General features: G+C 70.8%; 15 protein-coding genes. 4 read left to right on the forward strand and 11 right to left on the reverse strand.

Annotated elements, in window-relative coordinates; translation table 11 throughout:
* The first annotated feature begins 126 nt into the window (after positions 1–126).
* Entirely contained in the window at positions 127–1470 is a 1344-nt protein-coding gene (locus IMT31_RS12150) for a DUF6350 family protein (protein WP_413542940.1), read from the forward strand.
* On the opposite strand, the gene IMT31_RS12155 is transcribed toward IMT31_RS12150, so the two are convergent.
* From IMT31_RS12155 to IMT31_RS12180, 6 genes are read right to left on the reverse strand one after another with little or no spacing between them, the layout of a single operon-like run.
* Entirely contained in the window at positions 1471–2265 is a 795-nt protein-coding gene (locus IMT31_RS12155; RefSeq protein ID WP_413542941.1) for a spermidine synthase, read from the reverse strand. It lies immediately after the preceding gene.
* Positions 2266–2270: 5 nt separating this feature from the next.
* Positions 2271–2672, reverse strand: coding sequence for a hypothetical protein (locus IMT31_RS12160; RefSeq protein ID WP_345359442.1), 402 nt, complete (start codon positions 2670–2672; stop codon positions 2271–2273).
* 4 nt (positions 2673–2676) lie between these two features.
* Positions 2677–3627 carry an ABC transporter substrate-binding protein gene (locus IMT31_RS12165; RefSeq protein WP_413542942.1) on the reverse strand — a complete coding sequence of 317 codons (951 nt, stop codon included), beginning with the start codon at positions 3625–3627 and terminating at the stop codon, positions 2677–2679.
* A gap of 9 nt (positions 3628–3636) precedes the next feature.
* Positions 3637–4320 carry an ABC transporter permease gene (locus IMT31_RS12170; RefSeq protein WP_413542943.1) on the reverse strand — a complete coding sequence of 228 codons (684 nt, stop codon included), beginning with the start codon at positions 4318–4320 and terminating at the stop codon, positions 3637–3639.
* Positions 4317–4964 carry an ABC transporter permease gene (locus tag IMT31_RS12175; protein ID WP_413542944.1) on the reverse strand — a complete coding sequence of 216 codons (648 nt, stop codon included), beginning with the start codon at positions 4962–4964 and terminating at the stop codon, positions 4317–4319. The genes IMT31_RS12170 and IMT31_RS12175 overlap by 4 nt, the downstream gene beginning before the upstream one ends.
* Positions 4961–5776 carry an ABC transporter ATP-binding protein gene (locus IMT31_RS12180; RefSeq protein WP_413542945.1) on the reverse strand — a complete coding sequence of 272 codons (816 nt, stop codon included), beginning with the start codon at positions 5774–5776 and terminating at the stop codon, positions 4961–4963. The genes IMT31_RS12175 and IMT31_RS12180 overlap by 4 nt, the downstream gene beginning before the upstream one ends.
* A gap of 33 nt (positions 5777–5809) precedes the next feature.
* Between IMT31_RS12180 and purN the strand changes: the two genes are divergently transcribed.
* Together purN and IMT31_RS12190 are read left to right on the forward strand one after the other, a co-directional pair.
* Positions 5810–6403, forward strand: a complete 594-nt coding sequence (purN, locus tag IMT31_RS12185) for a phosphoribosylglycinamide formyltransferase (protein WP_413542946.1) — start codon at positions 5810–5812, stop codon at positions 6401–6403.
* A gap of 76 nt (positions 6404–6479) precedes the next feature.
* Positions 6480–7859: an MFS transporter gene (locus IMT31_RS12190; protein ID WP_413542947.1), complete on the forward strand. Its 1380-nt coding sequence runs from the start codon at positions 6480–6482 to the stop codon at positions 7857–7859.
* Here the strand turns inward: IMT31_RS12190 and IMT31_RS12195 are convergent, their stop codons facing one another.
* Together IMT31_RS12195 and IMT31_RS12200 are read right to left on the reverse strand one after the other, a co-directional pair.
* Entirely contained in the window at positions 7860–8426 is a 567-nt protein-coding gene (locus IMT31_RS12195) for a cysteine hydrolase family protein (RefSeq protein WP_413542948.1), read from the reverse strand. It abuts the gene before it with no gap.
* Between the two features lie 19 nt (positions 8427–8445).
* The gene (locus IMT31_RS12200) at positions 8446–9822 is read right to left on the reverse strand and encodes an MFS transporter (protein ID WP_413542949.1); all 1377 of its coding nucleotides are present in this window, start codon (positions 9820–9822) and stop codon (positions 8446–8448) included.
* A 47-nt stretch (positions 9823–9869) separates the two neighbouring features.
* On the opposite strand from IMT31_RS12200, the gene IMT31_RS12205 reads away from it, so the two are divergent.
* A complete protein-coding gene (locus tag IMT31_RS12205; protein ID WP_413542950.1) occupies positions 9870–11486 on the forward strand; it encodes a CHAD domain-containing protein in 1617 nt (538 codons plus the stop codon).
* Here the strand turns inward: IMT31_RS12205 and IMT31_RS12210 are convergent.
* Genes IMT31_RS12210 through IMT31_RS12220 form a run of 3 tightly spaced genes read right to left on the reverse strand, consistent with a single transcriptional unit; the run spans position 11479 to position 14530 of the window.
* The gene (locus IMT31_RS12210) at positions 11479–12123 is read right to left on the reverse strand and encodes a LutC/YkgG family protein (protein WP_413542951.1); all 645 of its coding nucleotides are present in this window, start codon (positions 12121–12123) and stop codon (positions 11479–11481) included. The genes IMT31_RS12205 and IMT31_RS12210 overlap by 8 nt on opposite strands.
* Positions 12120–13691: a lactate utilization protein B gene (locus IMT31_RS12215; RefSeq protein ID WP_413542952.1), complete on the reverse strand. Its 1572-nt coding sequence runs from the start codon at positions 13689–13691 to the stop codon at positions 12120–12122. The genes IMT31_RS12210 and IMT31_RS12215 overlap by 4 nt, the downstream gene beginning before the upstream one ends.
* Positions 13688–14530 (reverse strand): (Fe-S)-binding protein, encoded by an 843-nt coding sequence (locus IMT31_RS12220; protein WP_413542953.1) that lies wholly within the window; start codon positions 14528–14530, stop codon positions 13688–13690. Before IMT31_RS12220 ends, IMT31_RS12215 begins: the two co-directional genes overlap by 4 nt.
* Between the last annotated feature and the right edge of the window lie 61 nt (positions 14531–14591).

A 14591-nucleotide genomic window follows, 5' to 3' on the forward strand; every position in this document is an offset into this window, starting at 1 on the left:
GATTACCGTTCCCGTCCGACGTTCGTCCCGCGACGCGGTGGCAGTCACATGGCGGGCAGGTGAACTCTCGGTACGCCGCGCCGTTCCCATCGCGTCCGGCAGCCGGGTGGCACCATGGACGGTGACATGAACGCCCGAAACCGCCGCCCCTTGAAGCCCCTGCCCCTGCCTCTCTGGGTGCAGGGGGCGATCGAGGTACTCATCGCCGCGGTGATCTCGGCCATGCTGGTGCTGATCCCGCTGGTGGTCATCTGGTCCGGGGGCGGATTCGCCGCCACCGGGATCGACTTCATCGCCCGGATGGGTGGTCAGGTCTGGCTGGCGATCCACGGGGTGCCGTTGCACCTGACCATCGAATCGGCCACCACCTCGGCCGACACCCAGACCGGCACCTTCTGGTTCCTGCCCTGGGGGCTGGTGCTGCTGCCACTGTTCCTCGGCTGGCGTGCCGGCCGACGGCTGGCGCGGGCCTCCTATCGGGACCAGATCTGGCAGCCCCTCGCCGGCGGGGCGGGGGTCTACGCGCTGGTGGGCCTGATGACCTCGCTGCTGGTGCCGAACGGGATGGTCGGGATCAACCCGCTGTGGGGCACGCTTCTCCCGACCGGCGTCATGGTCGTGGCCCTGCTGGCCGGGGCCCGGCGTGAGGCAGGCTCCTGGGGCCGGCTGATCGGCATGGACCTGGCCGAGCGGATCGAACGGCTCTCCCAGCACTCGCGGTGGGCCGGGTCCTATGTGTGGTCCGTGGTGCGAGCGGGCTTCGTGGGGCTGATGACCGCCTTCGGCCTGGCCGCTGCCCTGATGGCCGTGCAGATCGGGCTGCACTGGGCGGACGTGGCGCAGGTCTACCAGCAACTCGGCGCCGGGGTCTGGGGTGGCGCCGTGATCACCGTGGCCCAGCTGGGCGTCCTGCCGAACCTGGCCATGTGGACCCTGGCGTGGACCTCCGGTGCCGGATTCAGCCTCGGCAGCGGCTCCGTGGTGGCACCGCTGCAGACCGCTGTGGGCCCTCAACCCGCCGTTCCGTTGCTCAGCGCCCTGCCGGTGGGGCTGGAGCCGGTGTGGTCCTGGGTGTTCCTGCTGCTGCCCGTGCTGGCCGGATTCCTCGCCGGCTGGTGGCTGCTGCGTGAGGGAGAGAACCACTTCGACGAGTGGCTGTCCCTGAAGATCAACGCCCGCTGGGCCTCGATGACGCTGTCCACCCTCGCCCTCGGCGTGTTCGTGGCGGCGGCCACGGCTGTGCTCGCCATCCTGCCCCTGTGGCTCTCGTCCGGTTCACTCGGCGTCGGCCGGCTCGTCGAGCTGGGGCCGGAGGCCTGGCTGGCGGCGATCATGCTCGGCGGCCTCGTGGGCCTCGGCACCATGTTCGGCCACCTCGTCTCCCCGTTCTGGGAGGGGTACGAACTCGTGCTGCCGGAGGCCTGGACGGGCGAGGAGTCTGACGGCGGCCCCGCCGGTCGGGACGGCTGACTAGCCGGAGCGTGCCACCAGTGCCGCCGTCTGGGCCGGGTCCAGCACGGCGGCCGGGTGCGGTCCGGCGCCCAGCAGCGTGGCGCGCAGGGCCTCAGGGCCATCGGTGGCCAGACCCCCGCCGGCGGCGAGGACGATGTTGCCGGCCTGGGCCTGATCCAGCAGTGTGGCGTCGGCCAGCGTCCAGGTTCCGGACAGCCCGGCCTCGGCACAGGCCGATTCCAGCGCGGCCGCCTGCTGACCGAGGAAGTGATGGCCGGCGTCGTCCCCGATGTTCACCAGCAGCACGCCGTCTGCGGTGAGGGAGTCCAGCAGCTCGGCGTAGAACCTCCGGCCCGTGAGGTGCTCGGCGGCGTCCAGGCCGGTGTAGATGTCCAGGACCACGGCGTCGAAGCGTTGCGGCAGGGAAGTCAGAGATGCGCGAGCGTCCCCGATCAGCACCGTGAGGTCCGTGCCCTCGGGCAGCGGCAGGGCGGCCAGGACGAAGGAGGGCAGCTCCCGGTCCAGGTCCACCACCGTCTGGGCGGAGCCGGGGCGCCGGGACTGAACGTAGCGCGGCAGGGTGAGCGCGCCGGCCCCCAGATGGAGGACCCCCACCGGGCGACCGGCCGGACGGAAGGCGTCCAGGACGTTGGCCATCCGGCGCAGGTACTCATAGCGGATCCGGGTGGGGTCGGCCAGGTCCACGTGGGACTGGATGGCGCCACCGATCTCCAGCACCCAGCCGTCATCGTGCTCATCCGGGATGATCCGGGCCTGCTCACCGGACTCACCCAAGTGGAGGGTGGTGGTCACGGGGGTCACCGGAAGCCTCCGAGCTGCTCCGTGTAGGTGCCGGTGCAGCCCTGCAGGGCGCGGTCCGTCAAGGCGGACGAGGTGCACGTCTCGAACTGCACGGTGGCGTCCCAGAACAGGATCTGTGCCATGGCCACGAAGCCGAACACGGCGCAGCCGGCCATGGCCGCCGCGGTGGCGAGCCGCAGGACCCAGGGGGACTTCACGTGCGCCGTGCGCACCAGGGCCACCACGCCCCAGGCGAGGCCGGCCGCAGCGAACAGCAGGCTCAGGGTCTTCCAGGGCAGGGTCAGCACCGAGGCGAGGTAGGTGAGCAGCAGCATTCCGGCCACCCAGAGCAGCGCGTCCCGCAGCGAGCGGTACCTCTTCAGTTCGGCGTCAGTGCTGGGGGACTCGGTCTGGCTCACCGGCTCAGACCAGCCCCTGCTCCGAGAGCCAGGCGTTGGCGAGGTCCGCGCTGGAGGCCTGGTCCTGCACCGACTGGGTGTTCAGCCCGATCAGTTCCTCCGCGGTGAGCTTCGCGTTGACCTGATCGATCACGGTGGCGGCCTGTTCGTCCACGTCCTCCGAGGCGATCGGGGTGACGTGCTGGGGCAGAATCAGATCCTCGGGGTCCTCGAGCGTGACCAGGTCCTCAGTCTCGATGGACGGGTCCGCGGAGTAGATGTCCGCCAGCTGCACGTCACCGTCCACGAGGGCCTTGACGGTCAGCGGCCCGCCCGAGTCCTCCACGGGCACCACGGTGACGTCCACGCCGTAGACCTCGCTCAGCCCCTCCGGGCCGTAGGGCCGGGTCTCGAACTCCGAGTTGGCGGCCACCGACAGGTCCTGCTCCACGGACGCCAGGTCCCCGAGGGAGGTCAACGAGTGCTCCTCGGCGAACTCCCGTGTCACGTTGTAGGAGTCCTGGTCCGTGGCCTCGGCCCGGGGCAGGGCCCGCAGGCCCTCCGGCAACACCTCGTCCAGCGCACCGTGGATCTGATCCGCCGTGGTGGCGGTGGACTCCGCGTCGTAGTACTGCAGCAGGTTGCCGCCGTACTCGGGCAACAGGTCGATCGCCCCGGACTCCAGCTCGGGCAGGTACACCTCGCGCTGGCCGATCTGGTACTCACGCTCCACGGTGTACCCCTCCGCCTCGAGTGCCTGGGCGTAGAGCTCGGCGATGATCTCATTGGAGTAGTACTGCTGGGAGCCGATCACGATCGCCTCAGCAGAGCCGCCGCCGTCGCCCGCGGGGCTGCTCTGCCCGTCCCCGAGCGGATCCGAACTCCCGCAGCCCGTCAGGGCAAGGGCAGGCACGGCTGCGAACGCTGCCACGGCGAGCAGGGATCGGCGGAGGGGGAGGCGTGAGCTGGACGTCATGGGAAGAACCTACGTGGCGTGGACCCGGCGCGCCACCCGGACCCCGCGGGGCACGGTGGCGCGGCCGGCGGCGGCGAAGACCAGGTCCAGGACGATGGCGAGCGCCACCACGATCAGGGACCCGCCGAGCATCATCGCGTAGTCCTGGGTCTTCAGCCCCAGGAAGAGGAACCGTCCCAGCCCGCCGGCGCCCACGTAGGCGGCGAGCGTGGCCGTGGCGATGACCTGCAGGGCCGCCGAGCGCAGGCCGCCGATGAGCAGCGGCAGGCCCAGCGGGACCTCGATGCGCCACAGCACCTGGCGGCCCGTCATCCCCTGGGCCAGGGCCGCGTCGACGACCTTGCGGTCCACCGCCTCGAACCCCGCGTAGGCCGCGGCCAGGACAGAGGGGACGGCGAGGATCACGAAGGCGGTCATCGGCCCGGCGAGGCCGATGCCCAGCAACAGGCCCATGAGGGTCACCACGCCGAGGGTCGGCAGGGCGCGGGCAGCTCCGGACACGGCGACGGCGAGGCCGCGGCCCCGGCCGGTGTGCCCGACCCACCATCCCACGGGTACGGCGATCACCGCCGCGATGAGCAGGGCCAGGGCCGTGTAGCCGAGGTGCTCCAGCGAGCGCGCGCCCAGGCCGGTGGGGCCGTCCCAGTTCGAGGGGTCGAGGCACCAGCGAAGGGCCTCCAGGATCTGGTTCATGCGGCCGTCTCCCGGGCCCTCGTCCAGGGCATGAGCAGCCGGCCGGCCAGCACGAGCAGCCGGTCCAGGACCAGGGCGAGGACCACGGTGAGCACGATCCCGGTGAGGACCTGGGCCAGGATCCCGCGCTGGAAGCCGTCCGTGAAGAGCAGTCCCAGGGAGGGGATGCCCAGCACGGCCCCCACGGTGCACAGGGAGACCGTGGAGACCGCCACCACGCGCAGCCCGGCGAGGATGACCGGCCCGGCCAGGGGCAGGTCCACGGCGAGGAAGCGCCGCAGGGGCCGGTAGCCGAGGGCCAGGGCGGCGTTGCGGGCCTCCGGGGGGATGGAATCGAGGCCGTCCGCCACGCTGCGCACCAGCAAGGCCACCCCGTAGAGGGTCAGGGCCACCACCACGTTCACCGCATCCCGCACTCCGGTGCCGATCAGTACGGGGAGCACGATGAACAGCGGCAGGGAGGGGATCGCGTACATCAGTCCCGCCCCGGTGAGGACGCTCCCGTTCAGCGGCCGGCACCGGTGTGCGAGCCAGCCCAGCGGGACGGAGACCAACAGGGCCAGCAGGATGGCCGGCAGGGACGTGGCGACGTGTGCCCCCAGGCGCTCACCGATCAGGGGCAGGTTGCCCAGGACCCAGTTCACTCGGCCAACACCCCGGCCGGGCGGCCGTGGGGGTCCACCACGAGCACAGAGCCGTCCGCCGCGATCTCACGGCGCAGGGTGCGCTGTCCGCGGTCCAGCCCGAGGAAGGTCCGCACGAAGTCGCTGGCGGGTGCGGAGACGAAGTCCTTGGGGGTGCCCTGCTGGGCCACCTTCGCACCGGCCTCCAGCAGCACGATGTGGTCTCCGAGGGTGAGGGCCTCGTCCATGTCATGGGTGACGAACAGGATGGTGGTGCCGAGTTGGCGGTGCAGTCCCACGAGCTGGCGCTGCAGCTCGCCCCGCACGAGCGGATCCACGGCGCCGAAGGGCTCGTCCATCAGCAGGATCTCCGGGTCCGCCGCCAGTCCGCGGGCCACGCCCACGCGCTGCTGCTGCCCACCGGAGAGCTGGGCCGGGTAGCGGTCCGCCAGCTCCGGAGCCAGCCCCACGAGGTCCATCATGTCTGCGGCCCGGCGCCGTGCGGCCGACCGGTCCATGCCGTTCAGCCGGGGCACGGTGGCGATGTTCTGGCCCACCGTGCGGTGGGGCAGCAGTCCTGCGTTCTGCATGACATAGCCGATCCGACGCCGCAGGGTCACCGGATCCTGTCCGACCACGTCCCGGCCGTCCACCTCCACCCGCCCTGAGGTGGGGTCCACCATCCGGTTGACCATCCGCAACAGCGTGGTCTTGCCGCATCCGGAGGAGCCGGCCAGGACGGTCAGGGACCCCTGGGGTACCTCGAGGGAGAAGTCGTCCACGGCCGTGGTGCCGTCGCGGAAGCGCTTGCTGACGGATCCGTACGAGATCATGGGCTCACCTTACGCGGGCCTACGATGGTTGCCATGCGCATTGTGGCCCTCGCCTCCGGATCCGGTTCCAACCTGCAGGCGGTGCTGGACGCCGTGGCCTCCGGCACCCTGGACGTCCAGATCGCGGCGGTGGGATCGGACACGCCCAGAGCCGGCGCGCTGACCCGCGCCGCGGCTGCCGGTATCGAGACGTTCGTGGTGGACTACGCGCAGTTCGACGACCGCGCCGCCTGGAACCACGCGCTGACCGTGAAGACGGCCTCCTATGCGCCGGACTACGTACTCTCCAGCGGGTTCATGCGGATCGCGGGGCCGGAGTTCATCGAGGCGTTCGAGGGGCGCTACCTCAACACCCACCCGGCCCTGCTGCCGGCGTTCCCCGGCGCGCACGGTGTGCGGGACGCCCTGCGGTACGGGGTGAAGGTGGCCGGCTGCACCGTGCACGTGGCGGACGCGGGCGTGGACACGGGGCCGATCCTCGCCCAGGCGGCCGTGCCCGTGTTGGACACGGACACCGAGGAGACCCTGCACGAGCGGATCAAGGTCCAGGAGCGGAACCTGTTGCTCGTGGTGCTGGCTGAGCTGGCGGCGGGGAAGGCCCCGGAGGACTACGCCCGCCGCGCCTGAGCCGTGGCGATTGCCTGTGAGCCGGGTCACCGATAGTCTGTGTTCGAACTAACTCACTATCGGCATAGGTATAGGTATGGCTTCGGACCAGCACCACGACTCCGGCGATCTGCGCCGCCGCATCGAGCAGGCACCCATGGGCGCCTACCAATGGCTCATCATCGGCATCTGCACCTTCCTCAACGCCCTGGACGGCTATGACGTGTTGGCCATGGCCTTCACGGCGACCCCCGTCTCGGAGGAGTTCGGGTTGAGCGGCTCCGAGCTGGGCTTCCTGCTCAGCGCGGGCCTGCTGGGGATGGCTGTGGGCTCCCTGACCCTCGGTCCGGTGGCGGACCGGATCGGCCGGCGGAACATGACCATCCTCGCGATCGTGGTCAACGCGGCCGGGCTCTTCCTCTCGGCCACCTCCTCCAACGCCGCGGAACTCGGCCTCTGGCGCATCATCACCGGCCTCGGGATCGGCGGCATCCTGGTGGGGACCAACGTCATCTCCTCCGAGTACGCCAACCGGGCTCGCCGCGGACTGGCCGTGAGCATCTACGCGGCCGGCTACGGCGTGGGGGCCTCCCTCGGCGGCACCGCCGCGGTGTGGATGATGGGCGAGTACGGCTGGCGCTCCGTGTATGCCCTCGGCGGGGCGCTGACCGTGGTGGCCCTGGTCCTGGTGCTGATCCTGCTGCCCGAGTCCGCGGCCTATCTCTACAACCGCCGCCCGGCCGGCGCCCTGGAGAAGATCAACCGGATCGCCCGGAAGATCCGTCAGGCCCCCGTGGTCGCGTTGCCGGGACCGGACGCGGGCGCCCCGGCCGGCGGGCCGTCGTCGGACGCCGGCGAGAAGGGCGACCGGGGGATCGGAGCCCTCTTCAACGGCCGGCACCGGAAGGTCACGGTGTTGGTCTGGGTCTCCTTCTTCGCCGTGATGTTCGGCTTCTACTTCGTGAACTCCTGGACCCCACGGTTGCTCAACGAGTCCGGGCTGACCCAGAACCAGGGCGTGGTCGCCGGCATCATGCTGACCCTGGGCGGCACCATCGGCGCTCTGCTGTTCGGCTTCCTGACGGCGCGCTGGTCCACCCGGTCCACACTGTTCTGGTTCACCGTCGGCTCCGCCGTGGCCATCGTGGCGTTCATCTCCTCCACCTCCGTGGTCTGGGCGGTCTTCGCCCTCGGCATCGTGGTGGGCATGCTGATCAACGGCTGCATCGCCGGGCTCTATGTGCTGACCCCGCAGGCCTATCCCGCGTCCATGCGCAGCACCGGCGCGGGGTGGGCCATCGGCGTCGGCCGGGGTGGCGCCATCCTGGCTCCGATGGTCACCGGCGCGCTGCTGGACGGTGGCTGGACCCCGCAGGCGGTCTACATCGGGGTGGCCGTGGTGGTGCTGGTCGCCACCGTGGCGCTGTGGCTGCTCCGCGGCGAGGACATCGAGGCCAACCGGGCCCCGCAGTCCTAGTCAGGACCCGCCCAGCAGCCGTTCGAGGTCGGGGCGGTTGAGAATCGGCTGACGGAAGTCCACGCCGAGGTTCTCCAGGTCAGTCCACCCCCGGTCAGCATCCGAGGAGGCGATCGCCAACCGGGCATAGACCACCTCGAGATCATGGGCGAAGGCATCCCGTCCCGTGGCGGAGACGCAGGACTCCGCGGTCACCCCGGCCAGGACCAGCCGACGGATGCCGCTTGCCCTGAGGTGTTCGGCCAGCCCCGTGCCGAAGAAGGCGCTGTCCCGGGTCTTCGCCAGGACCGCGGCGGGGCGCAGATCGAGTCCCTCGAGGGGTTCAGCCTGCCGGCTGCCCTCGAAGTTGAAGCCCTGGCCGTCCTCGAGCATCTTCAGTGTCCAGGTGGACCGGTCCCGCCGATGCACGGTGTTGACCACGATGACCTGGTGCCCGCCGGCGCGGGCCTCCCGGGCCAGCCAATTGCACTCGCGGATCATCAGCTCGCGGTTGTCGGCGAGGTCCGGGAACTCGAAGAAGCCCTCCTGCAGGTCGATGAGGACAACGGCCGTGGGGATGGCGCTCATGCGAGGAGCCTACTGCCCCTCACGGAGCCTCCGTCACCTCCAGATCGCGCCCCCTGGTCTCCGGAGCCAGACGCATCATCACCACCACGGCCACCACCACGAGTGCGCCGGTCACCAGGAAGGACCAGGCCAGCCCGAGCGCTGGGACCAGGTACGCCACGAACACCAGCGGCCCCACGCCCGCGGCGATCCGGGAGACGGCCGAGGCCCAGCCGAAGCCGGAGCCCCGCAGCTCGGTGGGATACAGCTCGGAGACATAGGCGTACAGCACGGGGATGGCGATCTGCACCACGAGGCCGAAGGCCAGGACCAGAGGCAGCACCGCGGCGGGGACGTCCAGCAGGGCCGCCAGCGCCGTCAGCAGGAAGGAGGCCACCACGGCCGTGATCGCCAGCAGCCACTTGCGCCCGGTCTTCTCCACCAGCCAGGCCGCCACCACCACACCCAGGAGCCCGACGGCGGCCATGGCGCCGGTCATGATGAAGGCCCGGGACTGCTCGTAGCCGGCGTCGATGAGGAAGGTGGGCAGCCACTGCAGGGCGATGTAGTAGACGAGCATGATGGTGAAGAACAGCGCCCAGGCCACCGTGGTGATACGCCAGGAGTGCCGCCACAACTCTGCCAGCTGCTCGCCGAGCGCCGCCACGGTCAGGGGCCTCGGAGCGGGGACCTGCGGCATCACGTACTCGCGGCGCTCCGTGCCGGTGCGGCGCACCATCGCATCGATCACGTCCCGGGCCTCGGCCTCGCGGCCCTGCTGGATGAGGAAGAGCGGGGACTCGGGCACCTGCAGCCGGACGAAGAACACCAGCAGTGCGGGCAGGATCATGGCCAGCATCGGCAGCCGCCAGTCGCCGAACTCGGCCACGAGCCAGGCGGAGAGGAAACCGCAGGCGGCGGCGCCGATCGGCCACCAGCCGTCCATCGCGGTGAGCACGGTGCCCCGGTGCCTCCGCGGGGTGAACTCGCCCACGAGCGCATAGTCCACGGGAATGCACCCGCCCAGGCCGAAGCCGGCGAGGAAGCGGAAGAGCACGAACCAGAGGATATCCCCGGTCAGGGCTCCGGCCAGGGTGAACAGGGAGAACATCAGCAGCGTGGCGGTGAAGGCCTTCTTGCGCCCGATCCGGTCTGCCACGGTGCCCCACACGAACGCGCCCACGGCCATGCCGATGAGGTTGGCGGTGCCGATCCAGGCGGCCTGGCCCACGCTGAGGGCCCACTCCTCGCGCAACAGCGGGATGAGCACACCGTTGAGGGAGACGTCCCAGGCATCGAACATGAAGCCGAGCCCGCCGATGATGAACACCCGGCCCTGCGTGTTCCACCGCCAGGGCAGGTCCTGGACGATCTCCTCGCCCGTGGGCAGACGGGGGGTGCTGGTGGGCTGGCTCACCGCACCAGTATTCCACCGCTGATCAACCGCTCTGGGAACATGGAGGCATGACAGACACGGTCCAGGTGGAAATCGAGCGCAAGTATGACATCGACGGGCAGGCCTCCCTGCCGCGACTCAACGGGGTGGGCGGCGTGGCCCAGGTGCGCTACCGCCCGCCGATGGCTCTCGAGGCCGTCTACTTCGACACCGCAGACCGGGTCCTGTCCGCGAACAACGTCACCCTGCGGCGCCGCACCGGGGGCACGGACGCCGGCTGGCACGTCAAGATCGGCAAGGGTGATCGCCGGATCGAGATGCAGTCACCCCTCGGCTCAGAGGAGCTGACGGTGCCGCGCCGCATCCTGGACCTCGTCCGGGTCCACGTCCGGGGCCAGGCCCTGACGCAGATCGCGAGGCTGACCACCCTGCGCTCCGTGGTGGACCTGATGGACGGCCAGGGGCACCCGCTCGCGGAGGTCAGTGACGACCAGGTGGCGGCCATGTCCGTGGGCTTCCGCGCCGAGTCCCGGGTCCAGCACTGGCGGGAATGGGAGGTCGAGGTGATCGACGCCGGCCGTGTGACCTCCTCATCGGGCGGCACCGAGGCCTTCCTGGACAGTGTGGGGCAGGTGCTGGAGACCGCCGGGGCCCGGGTCTCCGCGGCCGGGTCCAAGGTGGAGAAGGTGGTCGGCAAGACGGCGGATCCGTTGGATCCCCGGGCTCCGCTGGCGGGGCAGCCGGACACCGCGGAGCACAGCGGCGGCCGCGCGCCCGGGGTGGGAGCCGTCCTGACCGCCACGGTGCGGGCCCAGGTGAGGACCCTCAAGGGGTGGGATCCGCTGGTGCGGCGCAACGTGGAGGACTCGGTGCACCAGTACCGGGTCTCCTGCCGCACCCTGCGTTCCATCCTGCAGACCTATGCGCCGCTGCTGGACGCCGAGGCCACCGGCGCCGTGGTCAAGGACCTGCGGAAACTGGGCCAGCTGTTGTCCGTGGCCCGGGACGCCGAGGTGGTGCGGGACCAGGTGGCGGAGCGGTTGGAGGCCCTGCCCGGTGGGGCCACGGGGCCGGTGGCCGGGATGGTTCCCGGCAAGGCGGTCAGGCGGCTGCGGCAGTCCCAGGCGAAGGCCTATGACGTGGCGCATGCCCGTCAGCTCAAGCGGATGCGCGGCGAGTGGTACTTCGAGGTACTGGACCGGCTGGACGCCTTCGCCCGCGAGGTGCCTCTCAGCGCCGAGCTGACCGCGGCGGAGGAGTCCGCGGCCGCGGAGGCGATGGTCCCGCTGGCCGCCGAACAGGTGGACGCGGTGCTGGCACTGGCCGCCGCTGTGGGCTCCGAGCAGGAGCACGAGGCGCGCATCGAGCAGATGCACCAGGTGCGGAAGGAGGCCAAGCGGCTGCGATACGCGGTCAAGGCCGTGCAGGAGGCCACCGGGCTGGACCTCGGAACCGAGCTGGTGGCCCGCATGAAGACCGCGAAGAGGCTGCAGGAGGCACTGGGCGATCACCGTGACTCGGTGATGTTCCAGGAACACGTGCTGGCCACCTCCAGGACCGCGGCCGCCAAGGGCGAGGACACCTTCGGCTACGGCGTGCTCTTCGCCGCCGAGCTCGCCACGCAGTCCCGGACCGAGACCGAGGCGGAGGCGCTGGTGGAGCGGTTGGCCGGCCGGGCTAGCTGAGCAGGATCACGTCCAGCCGGCGCGGCCCGTGGACCCCCTCCACCCGCTCCAGTTCGATGTCCGAGGTGGCCGAGGGGCCGGAGATCATGGTGATCGGCGCCGTGGGCTCCACCCGGGCCAGCGCCTCCGGGAACAGCTCGGTGACCGAGTCGGTCGGCACGATGCAGATGTGGTGGTCCGGAACCAGGCTGATCGCCCGGCGGCCCTCGTCCGCGCGGCCACTGAGGAAGATCGTCCCGGTCTCCGCGCAGGACACGGTGGACGAAGTGACCACGGCATCCACCTCGTTGAGCTCACGGACCGTGAGGATGGACCCGAGCCGCGCATCGCGGGACTCCACGATCCGCTGCCGGCCGCCGCGATCACCGGGAAGCAGACCGAGGTCCAGGCCGTCCGGCACCACGTAGTGAGCGGTGGGGCCCAGCAGCTCGGCGATCCGCTCCGGCGCGCTGGCGGCGCTCTCGTGGTGGACGGTGGCCCGGTAGTCGAGGAGCCGGTCCTCGAGCATCGCCAGGGTGTCGGCTGCCGACTGCTCGGAGACCCGGCGGTAGGTCCGCCGCACCTCAGGGACGGGCGGAGAGTCCTGCAGGGCGCCGCGGATCCGTGCCAGGATCTCGGATTTCGCTTCGGTGCTCACGGGGTCTCCTCCTCAGGACGTCGGTTCTCCGGTTGGCCGTCCCGGCGGAGCCGTTCCCGGGTCTCCCCGGCGTGCCCGGCCCACCAGTTGCGGAAGGACTCGCGCGGCGGGGCCGGGATGTCCCGCTCGTCCGTCCAGCCTCCGGCCAGGCCCGGAAGCCAACTGATGGCCTGGTCACGGCCTGCCACCACGCGGCCCAGCGGCAGCGCCTTCTCGGCCAGCGCCATCCGCCGGCCGGAGGACATCACCACGGAGGCCCCCTTCATCATCACGTCCATCTCAGAGGGCGGCTGCGGCATCCGCCGGAACAGTCCAGTGCTCCGCGGGGTGTGTTGCGAGCGCACATCCTCGTCCCGCAGGTGCACCAGGATCTCCGGGATGTTGATCTTCACCGGACACACGTCATAGCAGGCGCCGCACAGGGTGGAGGCGTAGGGCAGGGAGGCGTTCTCCGCGGAGGTGATCCCGGTCAGCTGCGGGGAGAGGATCGCCCCGATCGGCCCGGGATAGGTGGAGCCGTAGGCGTGGCCGCCGGCCTGCTCGTACACGGGGCAGACATTCAGACAGGCCGAACAGCGGATGCAGTGCAGGGCAGAGCGCCCTGCCGGGTCGGACAGCACCGCGGACCGGCCGTTGTCCAGCAACACCACGTGCACGTCCTGCGGCCCGTCCCCGGGGGTGACACCGGTCCACATCGAGGTGTAGGGGTTCATGCGCTCGCCGGTGGAGGACCGCGGCAGCAGTTGCAGGTACACCTCCAGATCCTCGAAGGTGGGGACCAGCTTCTCGATGCCCATCACGGTGATGAGGGTGTCCGGCAGGGTCAGGCACATCCGGCCGTTGCCCTCGGACTCCACCACGGTCAGGGTCCCCGTCTCGGCGATGCCGAAGTTCGCCCCGGAGATGGCCACCGAGGTGGACAGGAACTTCTCCCGCAGGTGCCGGCGGGCGGCCTCGGCCAGGTCGCGTGGTTCGGTGGTGAGTGACTCGTCCGCCTCCGGCATCTCCCGCAGGAAGATGTCACGGATCTCATGCCGGTTGCGGTGGATCGCCGGGACCAGGATGTGCGAGGAGCGGTCGTGTCCCAGCTGGACGATCAGCTCGGCCAGGTCGGTCTCCGTGGCGGTGATGCCGTGGCCGGCCAGGTGGTTCTCCAGGTCGATCTCGGCGGTGGCCATGGACTTGACCTTGATGACGTCGGTGGCGTCCTTGGCCTGGACGAGCCCGGTGATGATCCGGTTGGCCTCCGCCGCGTCGCGAGCCCAGTGCACGGTGCCGCCGCGGGCGGTGAAGTTCTTCTCGAACTGCTCGAGGAGTCCCGGCAGATCGGCCATCACCTGTTCCTTGAGCGCGGAGCCGGCGGTCCGGAGGTCCTGCCAGTCGGGCAGTTCCTCGACCACCGCGGCGCGTTTGCCGCGGATCGTGTGGGTGGCGTGACGGATGTTGGCGCGCATCTGCGTGTTCCCCATCTCCGCCTTCGCGGCCGCCGGGAACGGGGTGTCGGCATGCAGGTTGCCCTGGCCGTGGACGGGGCGTACGGCGGGCATTCCCAGGGCGGTGCGGCTCATCGCGTGCCTCCTGCGGTGGTGTGGGGGGACGGGACGGAAGACGCCGGGCGGGGGATGGACAGTTCGACCGGTCCGGTGGCCTCCAGGGGGTTCTCCCGGGTGGAGGCCAGGATCTCCGCGAAGTGGACCACCCGCGCCGGCGTGGACCGCCGGGCCATGGCCCCACCCAGGTGCATCAGGCAGGACGCATCGCCGCCCGTGCACAGATCGGCGCCGGTGGACTCGATGTTCGCGATCTTCTCCTCGGCCATGGCCGCCGAGACGTCGGGGTTCTTCAGGGCGAAGGTGCCCCCGAAGCCGCAGCACTCGTCCGCGTCCGGCAGCTCGGTGAACTCCAGGCCCGCCACGGACCGGACGAGGTCCTTCTGCCGGTCGCCCAGCCGCAGCAGCCGCATGCCGTGGCAGGACGGGTGATAGGTCACCGAGTGGGGGAACCAGGAACCCAGCTGCTCGGCGGCATCGGTCACGCCCAGGACGTCCACCAGCAGTTGGGACAGTTCATAGGTGGTGGCGGCGACCTCCTCGGCCTGACAGGCGAGATCCTCGTCGCCGCCGGACCGGGCCACCATGGGCTGCTGGTGGCCCAGCGAGGCCACGCAGGACCCGGACGGGGCCACCGCCACATCGAAGTCAGCGGTGCTGAAGGCCTTGACGTGGTTCCGGACCACCGGGAGCGCGTCCCGCAGGTAGCCGCTGTTGACGTGCATCTGGGAACAGCAGCCCTGACCCGGGGGGAACACCACCTCGTGGCCGAGGCGCTCGAGGACCCGAACGGTGGCCAGGGCGACCTTGGGATACAGGGCGTCCACGATGCAGGTGGCGAACAGGGCGATTCTCATGAGGCCTCCGGGAACGAGGGGATCGTGGGAGCGCGGGCGTCGTCGCACGCTGTGGTCAGAC

The sequence above is a fragment of the Citricoccus nitrophenolicus genome (assembly GCF_047305825.1).
Lineage (GTDB): Bacteria > Actinomycetota > Actinomycetes > Actinomycetales > Micrococcaceae > Citricoccus > Citricoccus nitrophenolicus.